Annotated in this window: 13 protein-coding genes and 1 tRNA gene; 2 read left to right on the top strand and 12 right to left on the bottom strand. The window is 61.8% G+C overall.

Translation table 11 applies throughout. From position 1 onward, the window contains the following. Positions 1-35 precede the first annotated feature (35 nt). Complete coding sequence (locus tag BLR80_RS08470; protein ID WP_092078640.1) at positions 36-662, top strand: nitroreductase family protein; 627 nt, start codon at positions 36-38, stop codon at positions 660-662. Positions 663-833: 171 nt separating this feature from the next. Here the strand turns inward: BLR80_RS08470 and BLR80_RS08465 are convergent, their stop codons facing one another. The 10 genes from BLR80_RS08465 to BLR80_RS08420 form a co-directional block, all read right to left on the bottom strand. Next, on the bottom strand, positions 834-3,563 hold the full coding sequence (locus BLR80_RS08465; protein ID WP_092078637.1) for an EAL domain-containing protein: 2,730 nt from the start codon (positions 3,561-3,563) through the stop codon (positions 834-836). 257 nt (positions 3,564-3,820) lie between these two features. Further along, the gene (gene gltX, locus BLR80_RS08460) at positions 3,821-5,224 is read right to left on the bottom strand and encodes a glutamate--tRNA ligase (protein WP_092078634.1); all 1,404 of its coding nucleotides are present in this window, start codon (positions 5,222-5,224) and stop codon (positions 3,821-3,823) included. Positions 5,225-5,294: 70 nt separating this feature from the next. Next, positions 5,295-6,107 carry an AmmeMemoRadiSam system protein B gene (gene amrB / locus BLR80_RS08455; RefSeq protein ID WP_092078631.1) on the bottom strand — a complete coding sequence of 271 codons (813 nt, stop codon included), beginning with the start codon at positions 6,105-6,107 and terminating at the stop codon, positions 5,295-5,297. Between the two features lie 65 nt (positions 6,108-6,172). Beyond that, positions 6,173-6,997, bottom strand: coding sequence for a sulfite exporter TauE/SafE family protein (locus tag BLR80_RS08450; protein ID WP_092078628.1), 825 nt, complete (start codon positions 6,995-6,997; stop codon positions 6,173-6,175). Positions 6,998-7,058: 61 nt separating this feature from the next. Beyond that, a tRNA-Cys gene (locus tag BLR80_RS08445) sits at positions 7,059-7,132 on the bottom strand. A gap of 120 nt (positions 7,133-7,252) precedes the next feature. Further along, positions 7,253-7,570, bottom strand: a complete 318-nt coding sequence (locus BLR80_RS08440; protein WP_092078625.1) for an MTH1187 family thiamine-binding protein — start codon at positions 7,568-7,570, stop codon at positions 7,253-7,255. A gap of 63 nt (positions 7,571-7,633) precedes the next feature. Next, a complete protein-coding gene (locus BLR80_RS08435; RefSeq protein ID WP_092078622.1) occupies positions 7,634-8,608 on the bottom strand; it encodes an ABC transporter permease in 975 nt (324 codons plus the stop codon). Positions 8,609-8,634: 26 nt separating this feature from the next. Further along, complete coding sequence (locus BLR80_RS08430; protein WP_092078619.1) at positions 8,635-10,266, bottom strand: peptide-binding protein; 1,632 nt, start codon at positions 10,264-10,266, stop codon at positions 8,635-8,637. Beyond that, complete coding sequence (locus BLR80_RS08425) at positions 10,263-11,030, bottom strand: DUF4292 domain-containing protein (protein ID WP_092078617.1); 768 nt, start codon at positions 11,028-11,030, stop codon at positions 10,263-10,265. The genes BLR80_RS08430 and BLR80_RS08425 overlap by 4 nt, the downstream gene beginning before the upstream one ends. Further along, positions 11,027-12,448 carry a tetratricopeptide repeat protein gene (locus BLR80_RS08420; protein WP_143012117.1) on the bottom strand — a complete coding sequence of 474 codons (1,422 nt, stop codon included), beginning with the start codon at positions 12,446-12,448 and terminating at the stop codon, positions 11,027-11,029. The genes BLR80_RS08425 and BLR80_RS08420 overlap by 4 nt, the downstream gene beginning before the upstream one ends. 300 nt (positions 12,449-12,748) lie before the next feature. Between BLR80_RS08420 and BLR80_RS08415 the strand changes: the two genes are divergently transcribed. Continuing rightward, a complete protein-coding gene (locus tag BLR80_RS08415; protein WP_092078611.1) occupies positions 12,749-13,948 on the top strand; it encodes a pyridoxal phosphate-dependent aminotransferase in 1,200 nt (399 codons plus the stop codon). 94 nt (positions 13,949-14,042) lie between these two features. Here BLR80_RS08415 and BLR80_RS08410 read toward each other — a convergent pair whose 3' ends face one another. Both BLR80_RS08410 and BLR80_RS08405 read right to left on the bottom strand, forming a co-directional pair. Then, positions 14,043-16,046: a c-type heme family protein gene (locus tag BLR80_RS08410; RefSeq protein WP_092078608.1), complete on the bottom strand. Its 2,004-nt coding sequence runs from the start codon at positions 16,044-16,046 to the stop codon at positions 14,043-14,045. Positions 16,047-16,097: 51 nt separating this feature from the next. Continuing rightward, the gene (locus BLR80_RS08405; RefSeq protein WP_092078605.1) at positions 16,098-17,357 is read right to left on the bottom strand and encodes an acetate/propionate family kinase; all 1,260 of its coding nucleotides are present in this window, start codon (positions 17,355-17,357) and stop codon (positions 16,098-16,100) included. Between the last annotated feature and the right edge of the window lie 21 nt (positions 17,358-17,378).

Raw genomic sequence — 17,378 nt, 5'->3', positions numbered from 1 at the left:
ATCTTACTTTACAGCTCAGAAAAGGGAAAGAGGCCATGGATGTTTTTCGCGCTATCGAACAGCGGCGGTCGGTCAAGCATTTCGACCCGCAGCACCGCATGAGTCCGCAGGAAACCCGCTGTCTGCTGCACAACGCCCTGCTCGCCCCCAGCGCCTTCAACCTGCAACACTGGCGTTTTGTTCTTTTGCAAGACCCGGCCATACGGCAACAGGTTCGCCAGTTGGCCTGGGACCAACCACAGATTACCGATGCCGCGCTGCTGGTGGTCATCTGTGGTGACCGCAACGCCTGGCAACGCCAACCCCAGCGGAACTGGGCGCATCTGCCGGAGACGCAGCAGGGACAGATTCTGACCGCTATCGACCAGTACTACCGCGACAAGCCCCAGGTGCAACAGGACGAGGTCATACGCTCCGGTGCCCTGGCCGCCCAGAATCTGATGCTGGCCGCCAAGGCCTTGGGCTACGACTCCTGCCCGATGATCGGCTTCGATTTTACGGCGGTCGGCCAGTTGATCGAACTGCCAGCCGACCACGCCATCGTCCTGATGGTGGCTATCGGCAAAAAAACCCGTGAACCCTGGCCGCGCGGCAGCCAACTGTCCCTGGAAGACGTCTGCTTCAGTGACCGCTTTACCCGTCCCTGCCAACTCAATGACTGACAGGATGTTGAAAAGATTCCGTCCAGGGCTTTTCAACGACGCAAGCCGTAAGTGCGCTTTGCGTCTTGCTCACAAAATCAATGCAATGCGAATCAATGATTCATTTTGGTCGCCCATCCATAGTTTCAGCGGGCTGTTTGTCAACAGCCTGCTGAAACGGTTTAAACAGGCTCAAGGGGTCTGACAGCAGCTGGAACCGTCGGGCATCTGCGTCGCCGGCACAGGCGGACTGTACAAATAGCCCTGAGCGAAATCGCAGCCCAACTGCCGGACGATCGCCGCCAGTTCGGGCCGGTCAACAAATTCCGCCACCACCTGCATGCCGGCATTGTGGGCGAACCGGACAATGGATGACACCAGTTCGCGTGTGCCGGCATCCTTGTCAAGTGCCTGAATCAGCGAACCATCGATCTTGATGATATCGGCGCGCAGCTGCGTCAGATAGCTGAAATTGGAATAACCGGTTCCGAAATCGTCAATCGATATCCGGCAACCGCGGGCCTTGAGCTCGGCCAGGGTGGCCAGCGCCTGATCGTAGTTCTGGATATTTTCGGTTTCCACCACCTCCAGCACCAACCGCTCCATCACGCCGTAGCGCTGCGCCGTGTCGATCAGCAGTTGCACGGTTTCCTTGCGCAACAGGTCGTCAACGCTGAAGTTGATGGCAAACGGACAGGGCCGGTCCTTGAAGGTGCTGCAGGCCTGCTCGATGATGGCGTGGGTCAGGTAGACATAATATGGAGTCTGTTGCAGCACCGGCAAAAAGGCGCCAGGTGCCACGATACTGCCGTCTTCACGCTGCAGTCGCATCAGGGTTTCGAACTTGGCCACCGAACCATCGGCAAGGGAAACGATGGGCTGAAAATAGGCCAGGATACGGCCCTCGCTGAGGGCCTGGCGCACAGCATCAATCCAGAACATCTTTTCGTGATATTCGTCACGGTCGGCGCTGGCCGGGTCGTACAGCGCCAGCACCAGATTGTTGCGTTTGGCCTGTTTCCAGGCGATATCGGCACAGGTAAGCAGATTTTCATCCGCACAGGCCAGTCCAACGGTCAGGGCCAGAGGCACCGGCTGATGGCCGGCAGCATCCACATGGAAGGGTTCCGTCGGAAAGTCCGCCAGAAAACGGCGCAGCTCCTGTTCCAGCGGCCGCTCGTGACCCGCCAGAATGGCGAAGATATCGGCGTTAAGGCGGTAAAGGCTCAGCTGTTCGCCGGCAAAGGTTCTCGACAGAACCTTGCTCAGATAAACCAGCGCCCGGTCGCCCCCTTCGGTGCCGTAAAGCTTGTTGATGCCATGGAAATTGTTGATATCGATCAGCGCCAGACAGGCCGGCCCGGTCAAGGCGTTGATATCCTTCATCAGCTTGAAGCGGCTGCCCAGCGCCGTCAGGGTATCGGTGGAAAAGGCCAGGTTAAGCTGTTCGCGTTTCTGCAGCAATTCCGTGATGTCATAACGGGCGGCAATATATTCAAGGATATGGCCATCACGGTCGGTGATGGGCATGATCACCTGCTGGGTGTAAAAATCGTGACCGTCCTTGGCGCGATTCTTCGAGCTGCCACGCCAGACCCGACCGGCCTGAATCGTTTCCCACAGATTTTTGAAAACCGCCCGTGGCATGGCGGGGTGGCGGAAGAGGCTGTGGGGTTGTCCCAGCATCTCCTCCAGGCGATAGCCACTCACCTGCTGAAACGCCTCATTGGCATAGGTGATGCGGCCCTCCAGGTCACCTTTCGAAACCAGACAGGACAGATCTAGCAGCTTCTTGTACTGCTCCAGCTCGTGGAGCCGGGCCTGCTGCTGCTGCTCCAAGTGACGGATATGACGGTTCAGCCACAGGGCTACCGCCAGTGAAAACAGCAGGTTGAGACTCAACAGTACCACGCCGGTAACAAGGGTATCGCGCTTTTGGCGCAGCACCTGCTGCTCAATGGCACGAAAGCCCGTCTCCAGATCACTCAGATAGAAACCACTGCCAACAATCCAGTCAAGCTCGGCATAGGGGGCGACAAAGGCGATCTTCTCTTCAAGCGCGTTGCCACGCGCCGGATTGTCGTACCGGTAACGATGATAGCCAGCCCCTTGCCGCTGAACCAGCCGGCGAAAATCCTCCAGCAGTTGGTTGTAGGCTGCCGGCACCTGCAGGCTGCCGCCATCCGCCCGATAGGACGGCTGAAAGGTCGCCACCATCAGCGGCCGGTTGTGGGGCCCGATGACAAAGTAATAGCCGTAATCGTTGTCGCCAAAACGCTGGCGACTGAGATAGGAAAACACCTGGAGCTGGATCTGACGCTGCAGTTCCGCCGCTGGAATATGTAACACCAGCGTGGCTGAAAGATCGTGGATATGCACCGCTGCCAGCAGGTCGGGGGCTGCCTCGGGCGACCAGAAACGGACCTGGGCAGGAGGCAGATCGGACAGCCCCGCCAGGATCTTCACCTCATCGACTGCCGGCGGGGCGGCTGTCGGCTCGAACAGCGGCTGGCCATCGGCGGCGAACAGCCCGAACCACAGCTCAGGCTGCGACCAGTCCATCCGCTGCAACTGCGAAACCACCACCTGCAGCCGCTGCTGCGGATCATAGCCCTGCCGCTGCAGCAGTTCCGCCAGACTGCACAGGCGCAGCAGGCGGTCCTCCAGGGTGCGCTGCACATCGCGGCGGGTGGTAGCGACAATAAAATCAATCATGTCGATGGCGGTCAGCACGTTATCGCGGATCAACGCCTGCTGCTGCTCTACATGCATCCGCCTCGCTTCGGCCAGACTCTTCTCCCGTTCCTGCAGCGGCTTGAGCAGCAGGAAATAGCCTATGCTGGCAGCCAGGAACAGGGTCATGAGCAACGCCGACAACAGATTCATGGTGGTAATGCGTGTTTTGACCAAACCCTGGAACACTGGCGTCTCCCTGTATCCGCCGGCACACAACAACCGTCTGCATACCAATGAAAGGAACGGCCTTGATTATAGAGTCAGGGCCAAGAGAACTCAAAGCTTTCCAGCAGCATGCCAAGAAAAAAGCCACCGGCAAGCGGTGGCTTGAAACAAACGCTATAATGCCGGCGCGGACGGGCGCCTGGCGAAGGATTGCAAACGCCAGCGGAACAAAGGGACGCTGACCGCAGCACCACGGCTGCTGCGGTTTTACGCCGCCATCAGGCTGCGCTGCAGAACCGTTGCAACACCTGATCGAGCCGCTGCAGACAACGTTCACGGCCCAGCACCTGCACCACCTCCTGAATACCGGGCGCACTGGTGGAACCAGACAGGGCCACCCGCGCCGGCTGGCCCAACTGACCGAACTTGACCCCCGCCTGCTGCACCACCTGTTGAAAGGCGCCTTCGATACCGGTCGCATCAAAAGAACACACCGCCAGGGCTTCACGCAGGGCCTGCAACAGGGGCCGCTGAGCAGCGGTGAGAAACTTCTTCTGAGCCGCCTCATCGTAAAGCGGTTCCGGCAGATAATAGAACGCGGCTTTTTCCGCCATCTCCACCAGCGTGCGGCTGCGATCCTGCAGGGTACGGACTACGGCAGCGGCATCAGGGCCGGCATGGCTGTCAATGCCCTGGGCGGTCAGATATTCCCGCAACAGAGCACCAAGACGCTGAGAATCGCCGGTTTTGATGTAATGCTCATTGAGCCACAGCAGCTTGTCCGGGTTGAACACGCTGGCCGAACGGCCGACCTGGGCGATACCAAACTTGGCAATCAGCTCGTCCTTGGAAAAAATCTCCTCGTCGCCATGGGACCAGCCCAGCCGCACCAGGTAATTCACCAGCGCCTCGGGCAGAAAGCCCAGCTCACGGTAGGCCATCACCGAGGTGGCGCCATGGCGTTTGGACAACCGTTTTTTATCAGCCCCGAGAATCATCGGCACATGGGCAAACTGCGGCACCGCGTAGCCCAGCGCCTGATAGATCTGGATCTGGCGCGGGGTGTTGTTGACATGATCGTCACCGCGAATAACCAGCGTCATGCCCATTTCGGCATCATCGACCACCACCACAAAGTTATAGGTCGGCGTGCCGTCGCTGCGCTGAATGATCATGTCATCCAGTTCGGCGTTACTGAAACAGATATGACCCTTGATGGCATCATCAAAGGCGGTCACACCGTCGCGCTGCGACCGAAAGCGCACCACATAGGGCTGGTCGGGCCGCTCCTGTGACAGATCACGGCAGGTGCCGTCATACTGAGGCTTGCCACCACTGGCCAGCGCCGCCTCGCGTTTGGCATCGAGCTCTTCCGAACTGCAGTAGCATTTGTAAGCCTTGCCCTCGCGCAGCAGCTGCTCAATCTTGCTGCGATACAGATCAAATCGCCCTGACTGGTAATAGGGACCTTCATCGTAATCCAGCCCCAGCCAGTCCATGGCCTGCAAAATGGCATCGACGGATTCCTGGGTCGAACGCTCGACATCGGTATCCTCGATTCGCAGCACAAAGGTGCCGCCACACTGGCGGGCCAGCAAATAGTTGAACAGTGCCGTACGGGCACCACCGATATGCAGATAGCCCGTCGGGCTCGGTGCGAAACGCACACGCAAGTCAGACATATTCCCCCTTCGGAAAAACCTGAGACAATTTCACGAAAATGACGACAACCCACTGAAACCAAAGGCCCTGTCAGCGAAACAGGGCACTGACATAGGCCACCACCGAACCCTCGTCGCCGGTGACCTCACCAGAATGACCGTAACGGACCAGCTCACCGCCACGGCAGCCAAGACCCGCCAGTGTCGCCAGCAGCAGCGTCACCGGATAGACACCGCACATGCTCACCCGCGCCTGATGCACCTGCCGGTAAAGTCCGGCGGCGTCCAGCGCCAGCAAGCGTTCGACCACCGGCAGATCCTGTGCCCTGGCGGCAGTCGCCGTTACATAATGGCTCATATCGCTGCTGGCCAGCAACAGTGATGGCTGCGGCCAGCGCTGTAGCAGACTGGCCAACGCCTGCCCCATGGTGAGCAGATCTGCCAGAGACCAGGCCTGCAGCATCAACGGCACAATGCGCACATCGGGCCGTAGCCACTGCAGAAAGGGCAGCATCACCTCCAGGCTGTGTTCGCCGGCATGGGCAGCGGGATCGGCCGCCACCCCCGGCACCTCAGCCAGCACCGCAGCCGCCAGGGCCTCATCAACAGCCACCGGCCCCAGAGGTGTCTGCCAGCCTCCTTGATCATAAAGGGCCGCGGGAGCGCCCTGCCCCCGATGATTCGGCCCCAGCAGCACCACAACCGGCGGCACAGCAACCTGGGCAAAGGCCGCCGCGGCAATGGCACCGGAATAGACATAGCCGGCGTGGGGCACCACCAGGCCCAGGGCCGGTGCGGCACTTGAGGATGGCACAGCCAGCTGCTGTTGCAGCCAGGCCTGCAGCCTGTAAGGTTCAGCGGGATAAAACGAACCGGCGACCAGCGCCTGACGCACCTGTGGCATGGCATCCCTCCTGACGGCGGCGGGCAGTGCGGTCGTGACGAAACCAACGTACCGGAGCAAGTCAATCAGCCAGCGATCACTTCCACCAGCATCTGCCCCCCGATCAGCAGCAACAGCAGGGCAAACAACCGCACCAGCCGTTGCTGGCTGAAGCGCGTCGCCAAGCGCACGCCCAGATTGGCAAACAGCAGGGTAAAGGGTATCACCAGCGCCGCCGCCTGCCAATGGACATAACCGACACAGCCCGGCGGCAGGCCGGCAACCTGCCAGCCGTGATAGAGGTAAGACAGGGTGCCAAACAGGGCCGACACCACGATCAGGGCACTGGAATTGCCGACCGCCAGATGGATTGGCATCCGCAGCACCAGCAACATCAGCGGCACCAGCACAAAACCGCCACCGGCACCGAAGAAGGCGGCGAACAGTCCGCCGCCGCAGCCGATGGCCAGCAACGGACCGGAGGCTGCCGAACCCATGCCCGCCGGTCGCGGCCGAGCCGAACCCAGCAACATCTGCAGTGCCGCCAGCATCTGCATCAGGCCAAACGCGCCCTTGAGCCCCGCCGCCGGCAGCCGCACCGCCAGGGCAGCGCCAAGCAAGGCGCCGATCAGACCACCCAGTGCCAGCGGCCGCACCTGCTGCAGCTCAAGATTGCCCCGTTGCCGGTGGCCCAGGGCGCTGCCCAGCGCCGACGGCAGGATCACACAGAGACTGGTGCCAAAAGCCAGATGTACCACCAGCTCAGGCGCGTAGTTCAGCGCGTTGAAGACCCACAGGAACAGCGGCACCAGAATGATGCCCCCGCCGATTCCCAGCAGGCCGGCCAACAGGCCGGCCAACGAACCCAGCAGACCAAAGAGCAACAGCGTCTGGCCACACAGCAGTGTCATGCCGCATTCCTCACAACGAAAAAAGCCGACTGCACGCGAGCCGGCTTTTTTCGTTGTTATATGGAGGCCCCGACCAGATTCGAACTGGTGATAAAGGTTTTGCAGACCTCTGCCTTACCACTTGGCGACGGGGCCGAACAGTGTTGCTTTATCCTCTGCCGTCAAGGCCCGCAAGTGATAACAGATTGTTCCGAAGCCTGTCAAGCCAAAAGCGGCGCTGCCAAGGGCCAGCCATCACAAAACAGACCGGCGCTGTCAGGGTGCCGCTCCGTCCTGCGCAAGCTGCCGGGCCACCGCCGCGACCTTGCCGGCCATGGTGTGTTCGCGGTCGCGCCGATCATCGATCTTGATTAGCGTCGATACCCGCTGGGCGCCAGCCAGAAACGGCGATTCGTGCATCCGCCGCACCAGGGCAAAGATGTCCTCAATGTCACCTTCGAGGATCGTCCCCATCGGGGTGAGCTGGTATTTCAGGCCCGACTCCTGCACCAGACGCAGGCAGCCGGCAACAAAATGTGACAATCCGCCATGTCCTTCCCCCAGGGGGGTACAGCTGATCTGAACGACGGCCATTGATTTTCCTCCTTGTACATCGATGGTACCAGCGCCCATCCCGGCAAGGACCGGCGCCAGAGCTTAGGACTGACGAATGCGCGGATCGGCCAGGGCATAACCGACATCGGCCAGCAGATTGCCCAGCAGGGTGAGAAAGGCACCGATCACCAGAATGCCCATGATCAGAGGATAATCGCGCATCATCACGCCATCGTAAAACAGCTTGCCCATGCCGGGAATGGCAAAGATGCTCTCGAAAATCACACTGCCACCGATCAGGCCAGGCACTGACAGGCCCAACAGGGTAATCAACGGCAGCAGGGCATTGCGCAGGGCATGACGCAGCACCACCAGCCGTTCCGACAGCCCCTTGGCCCGCGCCGTGAGAATGTAATCCTGGCCAATGACCTCCAGCATATTCGACCGCATGTAACGTGAAAACCCGGCCAGGCCACCGAACGCCGATACCAGCACCGGCAGTACCAGATGATGGGCCACATCGAGCCACTGTTCAACGGGACCGAGATAGGCGTGGCCGAGGGACTTGATGCCGGACACCGGAAACCAGCCAAGATAAACCCCGAAATGATCCATCAGCAGCAGTGACAGCCAGAACGAGGGCGTGGCGAAACCGACAAACACCAGCAGCGTGGTCAGGCGATCAAACAGACGGTGGCGTCGCAGGGCCGAGAAAATACCCAACGGAATGGCCACCAGCAAAATCAGCCCGATGGACAGCAGATTGATCAGAATGGTCACCGGCAAGCGCTCGACGATCTTATCCCACACCGGCCGGCGGTCCTGGGAAAAGGAGGTGCCGAAATCCAGCCGCACCAGCCGCTTGACCCAAACCGCATATTGTACCAGCAACGGCTGATCCAGGCCGTACTGCGCCCGCAGCCGTTCCTTGAGTTCGGTGCCGGCTTCGGGATTCATCTCGGTCTGCAGATCGGTCGGCTCACCCGGCGCCAGATGGATCACCACAAAGGAAATCAGCGTGATCCCCAGCAGCAGCGGCACCATCAGCAACAGGCGTCTGGTCAGATAAAACAACATCGCTCTCTCCCTGCCCTGGGCGATTTTCAGCGCAGATAGCGCTGCTGTGCCTGCGGCACAAACCAGCGGATCAGGTTGTGCTGGATACCCGCCGGGGCCTGTTCAATCCCATGAAAACGGCGCGCCACGACCGGCAGGCTGTCGGGGACAAACAAAAAGGTGTAGGGCACCTCCTCCGCCAGAATCTCCTGCAGTTGCCAGTAGATCTGTTGGCGCCGGTCTTGATCCAGGCTGCGGCGGCCCTGTTCCAGCAGCGCATCGACCCGGGCGTTGTTGAAGCCGATGATATTGAGCTCGCCCGGCCCGGTCTTGCTCGAATGCCAGACATTGTAGCCATCGGGATCAATGGGCACGGTCCAACCCAGCAAGGTGGCATCGAACTTACCCGGATAGATGAATTCTTTCAAGAATGAGGCCCATTCGATCACCCGCAGACGCACATCCATGCCGACCTCGGCCAGGCGCCGCTGAATGATCTCGCCGGCCTTGATGCGCTGATCGTTGCCCTGGTTGGTCAGGATGACAAAACGCAGCGGCTTACCGTCACGCTCGCGCACACCATCGCCGTCCCGGTCAATCCAGCCGGCCTCCTCCAGCAGAGCGGCAGCTCGCGCGGGATCGAAGGCATAGTCCTTCACCTGCGGATTGTGTGGCCAACTGCCCGGCACATAGGGACCGTTGGCCGGCTGCCCCAGGCCCAGCAGCACGCCATCGATCAGCTCCTGCTTGTCGATGGCATGGGATATGGCCTGCCGCACCCGTTTGTCCTGAAACAGCGGCTTGCGCAGATTGTAACCCAGATAGGTATAGGCAAAAGCGGGATAGCGGTATTTGTTGAAGCGGCGACCAAAGGCCGGTGTTTCGGTCTGGCGAGCGAACTGCAGCGGTGTCAGCCCCATGGTATCAAGGCCGCCGGACTGCAGTTCAAGAAACATGGTGGTCGAATCGGGAATCACGCGATAGAGCACCCGCCGGAGGTAGGCCGCCCCCTCGTAATAGTCCTCGTTACGTTCCAGCACAATCATTTCACCCGGCTGCCAGCTGACAAAGCGGAACGGCCCGGTACCCACCGGCGCACGGCACAGCGGGCTGGTGGTGACATCCTGCCCTTCAAGCAGATGCTTCGGACAGATATCTAGCGCCCAGCTCGGCAGAGCGGCCGCCAGGGGCTTGTCGTAACGCACCCGGAAGGTATAGGGATCGGGAGCTTCAGCCTTACTGACCTGGCGATACTGCTCGGCATAGGCCGTCGGCGTGGCGGGATCGATCATCAGCTGATAGGTGAACAGAACATCGGCCGAGGTGAAGGGCGCGCCATCATGCCAGCGCACATCGCGCCGCAGATGAAAGGTGATTTCGCGGCCATCAGCGGAGATATCCCACGACTGCGCCAGATCGCCCTCAATCTGCAGATCCTTGTCGTAGCGCACCAGACCATTGTAGACCAGCGAGGTGATCGCGGTCGACGAAGCATCCGACGCCAGCGGGGGCAGCAGATTGCTGGCGTCACCGATGGTGCCCATGATCAGGGTATCACCGTAGGCCGGCACGGCAGCACCCTCTGCCGCCGGCGACAGCTCCTCGGCCCGGCAGCCCATCAGCAACGACAGCACGGCAACCAACCGAACCAGCTGAAGCGGCAAGCGTAACCATCTCATTGAAGCAGCTCCAGCGGCAGCAGCTCACTGCCAGACGGCACCTGCAAACGAAACAGCGCCGCCGGCAACGACGGATTGAGGCGCACCTCTTCCAGCTTCAGCTCCAGCCGCAACTGGCGATCGGGCATCAGCATGACGATCCGACGCGGAAAACCATCAGCGGCATCTGGCGCGCTGTAGTCCACCTGGTAGAGCAGCTGTTCACCCTGATAACATTCGATGCGCTCCAGCGCGCTATCCGACAGCACCACCCGGTAACGCGGTCCATCGGCGGTCAGCCACCAGAGGCCGTCCGCCTGCCAGCGGGGCTTGCCCAGGGCGACAACGGCACGGGGCAGCTGGCCCAGCAGCAACGCCACCAGATCCGGCGCGGCCAGCGGCACCCCGGTGAAGCGGTCAATCCGCTCACGACTGGACAGACCGTTGTAGCAGGCCTGCTGCGACGGCACGCAAACCTCCATGAAGGCGCCATCAACGGCCAAATCGAGCACCGGCTGGCCCAACAGCCGGAACACTTCCAGCCGGATGCGGCCAGGACGCTGAACATGCAGCGCCTGGGTCGAACGCCAGCGTTTGCCAGCACGTTCCGAACGCACCGTCGCCAGCGCCTGGAGACTGTCAATCTGCTGATGGCGCTGCCACACCGCCTGCTGGCGAGCCCGGCTGGCGGCTTCCGGCAGCGGCAGTGGCGGCCGGGCACAGGCAGACAACAACAGCACAAGTCCCAGCCACAGGGCGGATTGAACAGGGAGAATCCGGATCATGCGTCCTCGTCGTTGATATGGGGCCGCGGCAGGCGTTCGGCCGGTCGCAGCTGGCGCAGGCGCTGCCGCAAGCGCTGTGCCTGATCGGTCATGCCCAGCCGTTGATAAAGCTCCAGCAGGTGGGTGACAATATCGCTGTCATCGGACTGCTGTTCGTAGGCCTGCTCCAGATAGAGCAACGCCTCGTCGAGTTCACCGCGCCTGAAATGCACCCAGCCCAGGGTATCGAGATGGGCGGCTCGGTCGTCCAGTTGCACCGCCTGGCGAGCCAGTTTGAGGGCCTCATCCAGGGCCTCGCCCGCCTCGGCATAGAAAAAAGCCAGGTGGTTCAGGGCCGCGGCATGATCGGGCTTCAACCGCAGCACCTGCAGCAGTCGGTCACGGGCCTGGCGTCGCTGCCCCAGGGCGGTCAGAAACAGGGCCGCGTCATAATGCAGATCGGGGTTGTGCGGATCCTGGGCCAGGGCCTGCTCCAGGCTGTGGAGCGCCTGCTGAGGCCGCCCCGACCACCAGTGCAGCGCGGCCAGCTGGCGCCACAGCAACAGGTCCGCTGGCTGCTGCGCCAGCAATTCCTCCACCAGCAGCAGGGCAGCGTCGTAACGCTGTTGCTGCAGCAGCAGCATCAGTCGCAGCCGGTCAAAGCGCGGCCGCAACTCCGGCAGCACACGAGCCGCCTGCAGATAGAGGGTCCGGGCAGCATCGAAACGTCTTTGACGTTCGAGCAGGCGGCCAAGTTCCAAATAGGGCTCCGGCAGAAAGGGATTGATGGCGATAAGGGTCTCGTAGGTTCGCATGGCCGTCGTGGTCTGACGGAGCAGCTGCTGCACCCGGGCCAGTTCCAGCAGGCCTTCGGCCGACAACGGTTCCAGCTCCAGCAAGGTTTCAAGAGCCTTGGCCGCACGCTGAAAACGCCCCTCCGATGCTGCCAGGCGGGCGCTGTAAAGCCACAGTTCGCTCGGCCGCTCATCAATGGCCGCCAGCTGTTCAAAGGCATCCAGGGCCTCATCGATACGGCCCTCGCTATAGAGCATGTCGGCCTGCAACAGCCGGGCATCGCGATCGGCCGGATCACGCCGCAAGGCCTGCTGCAGCGCCTGGCGCGCCAGCAACGGCTGTTCCATCTCCAGATACAGGCTGGCCACCGCCAGATACAGCGGCACGGCATCGGGATCAATATTCAGGCTCTGCTGCAAGGCATCGAGAGCCACCTGCGGGCGCCCCAGATCCGCCTCCAGCCGCGCCCGCAGGTAATGCGACCAGGCCCGCGCCGGCCGGGTATCGGCCGGGGGCAGCTGCACTCGGGGCCGGGGAGGCTCCACGGGTGCCGGCAATTCGGCCACGGGACGGGCACAGCCAAGCAAAACCAGCAGCAGCAGGGCCAGCAACGATTTTTTGACCGGCAAGGTCGAGAGGGTCATGAACACGGATTGTTAACTCTATGATGAAACCAGCCGCAAAAGAGACCGGTTGAAGCACTGGCGCGGCGGCGCGGCCATGACCTCGTCAGGGGTTGCCTTTGGACTTGCGCTTGATCCCCGGCCCCGCTAGACTCGCCGACGCGCCAGCAGTGTGCGGCAGCCGCTTGCCAACCGGAGAAAACCTCCCCGGCAGGCCGGGTCGGCAGCCCACTGGCGAACGCCCGCGCCGGTGAAATACCGCAAAGCCAGCGGGCCTGCAAGTGCTATCTTCTGTCAGCCTCAACAGCGGAGTTTTTCCCCATGGCCATCGCCGCAAAAGTCAGTCAGTGTCTGGAACAATCATCCTGGATTCGCAAGATGTTCGAACAGGGAGCCCAACTGCGTGCCCGTCTGGGTGAGGACAGGGTCTTCGATTTCACCATCGGCAACCCGGCGGTGGAGCCACCAGCCGCTTTTCATGAAGCCTTGCGCCAACTGGCCAACCAGCCCGAGCCAGGGATGCACCGTTACATGAGCAACGCCGGCTATGACGAAACCCGCGCAGCCGTGGCCGATTTTCTCAACCAGCGCAGCGTCCGCCCCCTGAGCGCCGAGCAGGTGGTCATGACCTGCGGTGCCGGCGGCGCCCTCAACGTGGTTTTAAAAACCCTGCTCAATCCGGGCGACGAGGTGATCATCCTGGCGCCCTACTTTGTTGAATACAAGTTCTATATCGACAACCATGGCGGTGTGCCACGGGTGGTCAACTGTCTAGCCGACAGCTTCCTGCCTGATCTGACCGCCATCGAGCAGGCCATTGGTCCCAACACCAAGGCAATCATTCTCAATTCGCCCAACAACCCCACCGGCGTCATCTACCCGCAGACCAGCCTCGATGCCCTCGAAGCCCTGCTGCAGCGCAAGGGCGAGGAGCTCAACCGCACCCTCTATGTCATCTCCGACGAGCCCTATGCCCGCCTGGCCTACGACGGCACTGAGGTTCCCTGCGTGTTCAACAGTATCCGCAACGCCATTCTGGTAACCTCGCACTCGAAGGATCTGGCGTTGCCAGGTGAGCGCATCGGCTATCTCGCCGCCAATCCGGCCATGGAAGAGGTTGATCAGTTCATCGCCGGGGCCGTGTTCTGCAACCGCGTGCTCGGTTTTGTCAACGCACCGGCCCTGATGCAACGGCTGGTAGCCGGCCTGCAGCACGAAAGTGTCGATATCGCCGCCTACCAGGAAAAACGCGACCTGCTCTACAACGAACTGACGGCTCTGGGCTTTTCGATGGTCAAGCCGCAGGGCGGCTTCTACCTTTTCCCCCGCTCACCCTTGGCCGATGATGTGGCCTTTGTCGAACAGGCCCAGCAGCATAACATTCTGCTGGTTCCTGGCAAGGGCTTTGGCGCGCCGGGGTACTTCCGTATCGCCTATTGCATCGACCGGGCCGTCATCGAACGCAGCCTGCCGGCCTGGCGCGACCTGGCCGCCGAACTGGGCTGCAGCAGACGCGCCTGACAAACCGCATCAGCACCTTTTCTTAACAACATTGGAGCCCGCGGCATTGGCCAGCGGGCTCCAATGTTTGGCATCGTCGATGGTGCGGCAACCCTCAGGAAACGGCAACAACATCGGGTTGATTGGCGCCCAGCGGCAGGGTAAAAGCGAAGCTGGCACCCTGCGGGTCCTCATTGCTGTACCACAGACGGCCGCCATGGCGTTGCACAATTCGCCAGGCAATGGCCAGTTCCAGGCCGCTCGCGGCAGGATGATCGGCCAACGCTGGGCAGGCAAAGGGTTTGAAGAAGCTGGCTTCTTCACAACCGGAAGCCGGCCAGGCCGGGCCGTTATCGCGCAGATAGTAGTGGGTTTCCCCCTCCAGACTGCGCGAGCCGATCTGAATCTCCACCGCGGGTTGCGTGGCAGTACGCCAGGTGACCAGGGTAAACAACACATCCCACAGGCGGCGCAGCGCCGCCGGATCGGCCTGGGCCGGCGGCAGACTGGCCAGCCGCAGTTGCAGCCCTGCCCGTTGACGCAGACCGCTGGCGGCCAACCGTTCCTCCACCAGGGCGGTCAGATCGCAACTCTGCTTATGCAGACTGCAGTGCCCCAGCTCCAGATAGTCATGCAGATCCGCCACCAGCCGTTCAAGGCGGGCCAGTGCCGCGGCAGCTTCCATTGGTGATGCCGCAGGCTGCCGGGACAGAACCCCCAGGGGCCGATGCAGGGTTTCAGCCAGAGCCAGGCAGAAGTCCTGCTGCTGCTGATTGCCCTGCTGCAGGGCGCATATCCGCTGATTTACCTGTTCTTCCAGGGCGGCATGAAGTTCCCGAATCCGCTGCTGTGCCCGGAAAACCTCACTGACATCCTGAGCCGTGCCACTGAGGTGAAGAGCCGCCAAGGCCAGATCAGCCGTTTCCCCCCCACCGACCTCAGCATCGATTCGAACCTGCCGCGGCGCGGCCCCGGCCAGCTCCAGCGGCAGCTCAATGGCGGTAAAGGTGCCAGAGAAACGCGCTTGGCGCAGATGGTGATACAACCGCTGTCGCTCCGCCGGTCGGACGACCCGCAACAAACGCCGCAGGCTCACCCGCCGCTGACTGCCCGGCAGTGCCGCCAGGTCATCGTCTGGCCAGCATTGCAAACCGAACAGGGCCAGCATTTGGGGCGACACCCGCAACCCGGCGGTGGCGCTGTAATCCCAATAGGCCAGGCGGGCCATACGCTGGCCTCGCGCCAGTCGCTGGGCCACGGCCCGCAGGGCGGCCTCGCGTTCGCCAATGGCACTGGCCATGCGGTCGATATCGGCGCCCAGACGATCGATCTCGTCGCACCCCTGCTGTTCCGTCATGCGGCTGCGCTGCTGGTAGTCCCCTTCACGCAGGGCCCTGGTCACTCCCAGCAGACTGCCAAGCCGGCGCAGCACCAGGCGATTGAGCACCAGCGCCAGAAAGGCGAACAGCAACAGGCCACTGAGCAACGCCAGTGGCAGGGTCTGGTGCAGATAGGCCCGGACAAACTGGGCAGTCAGCCGGCTGGGCACCCGCACACTGATAATGCCGCGCAAATCGCCCACCCGATAACCGAAACCGCTGCTGTAGCGCGACCGGATGGTCGGTGGCGCCAGAGCCGCTTCCCCATGACATTCCAGACAATAATCCTCCACCCAGATGGGGGCGGCATACTGAAAATATGAGTTTGCCCCATCGACCCGTTCAAAGTATTCGGTCTGCTGCGGATGATGGCGGAAATAATCGATCAGCTGCTGTTCGGCGGGATCGGCCTGGTTGGCCGGATTGCGCGGCATGGCCGAGACGTTGTTGAACAGCAGACCGCTTTTCTGGGCCTGATTGAACCGCTCGGAGATGCGCGCCAGCGCGTGGGCAGGCAGAAATCCCAGGGTGGCGGGCGTCAGATCGACACCGCTGGCGAGAAACTGGTGATGATAGACATAACGCGTTGCCATCATCAGGTTCTTGACATCGCGCGCCTGCTGTAGAATCTGATGGCGGGCAATGCCTTCAAGCTTGCAGTACTCCACCCAGCCGCTGGCCAGAAGAAACAGGGCATAACAGGTCAACACCAACAGTGACAGCTTGCTTTTAAGGCCCATCTCGTCTCCTGTTGCCTTCTGCCGGCTAAGGTGTCGCTACCTCCGGCGCTGTCAGAGCTCCCGTGCAAACCGGTAGGATTGCAGCCAGGGTTCCCGACAGCTGCCGGCGCAGACCGCCAGGGTGTCCTCGGCGTAAACCTGTTCTTCCCGGGTGGGAATGATCCACAGCTGTACGGCCGCCTGTGACGGACTGATGCAGCGCTCCTCCTGCAGATGCTCGCTGCAGGCATTGCGACCGCCGTCGAGGTGCACCCCGAAGGCTTCGAGCCCCTGCAACAATTGCTGGCGCAGGGGCGCCTCCAGGGCACCCTGGCCACAGCTGAACACAATGGCATCACAGCCACCCAGCGCCGCCAGATAGGCTCCGAGATACTTGCGCAGACCATAGCACTCCATGCGCATGGCCAAAGCAGCCCGAGCTTCGCCGGCATTGGCCCGCTCGATCACATCACGTCGACCACGCCCCTGCCCAACCACCCCCAGCAGACCACTTTTTTCGTTAAGGACCTCCTCGACCTGCTGGGCGCTGAGTTCCTGCCAGTCCATCATAAAACCGGGGATGCCGGGATCAATGGTGCCACTGCGCCGCTCCTGCATGGTGCCTTCCACCGGGGTGAACCCCATGCTGGTATCCACCGAGCAACCCCCGGCAATGGCACAAAGGGAGATACCCAGTTCCATGTGCACCGTGATCAGACGGCAGTCGGCCACATCCCGCCCCAGCCGCAGGGCCGCCCGGCGCGACAGGTACAGATGCGACGGCCCGTGAAAGCCATAACGCCGCACCCCGTGTTTACGATACCAGTCGTGCGGTAACGGATAGTGATAGGCGTAAGGCGGCAGGGTCTGGTGGAAAGCCGTGTCAAAGATGGCCACGTGACAGGCCGCCGGCAGCAGCTGCAAGGCGGCTTCGATCCCGGCCCGGTTGGGGCGGTTGTATTTGGGCGCCAACCGTTCCAGACGGGCAATTTCAGCCAGCACCAGGCCATCAATGGCAACCGACTGACGAAAGCGTTCGCCGCCGTGCACCACCCGATGTCCCACCGCCCGGATATCGCGTCCCGGCACCAGCGGGCCACCCTCGCTGGCCGAATAAAGTCGCTGCAACACATAGGCTAAAGCCTCGACAAGGCTGTCGAGCTGAGGTGTCGCGCCGCACGCGACCGGCGAGCCATAGTCATACTGCAGCCGCACCGGCAAGCCGGTACCGATACCTTCGACGGTACCCCAGGCCAAGGCAGTGAGTTCAGGGGTGGCAAATAGGGAGTATTCGAGGGAATGTTCCCGGCAGCTCAGGGTCAACAGACACATGACGGCCTCTTTCGCGGCGGC

Origin of the sequence: Desulfuromonas thiophila (genome assembly GCF_900101955.1) — a bacterium.
Taxonomy (GTDB): Bacteria; Desulfobacterota; Desulfuromonadia; order Desulfuromonadales; family Desulfuromonadaceae; genus Pseudodesulfuromonas; species Pseudodesulfuromonas thiophila.
The sequence above is the reverse complement of the archived record's forward strand: the minus strand, read 5'-3'. Positions and strand labels throughout refer to the sequence as shown.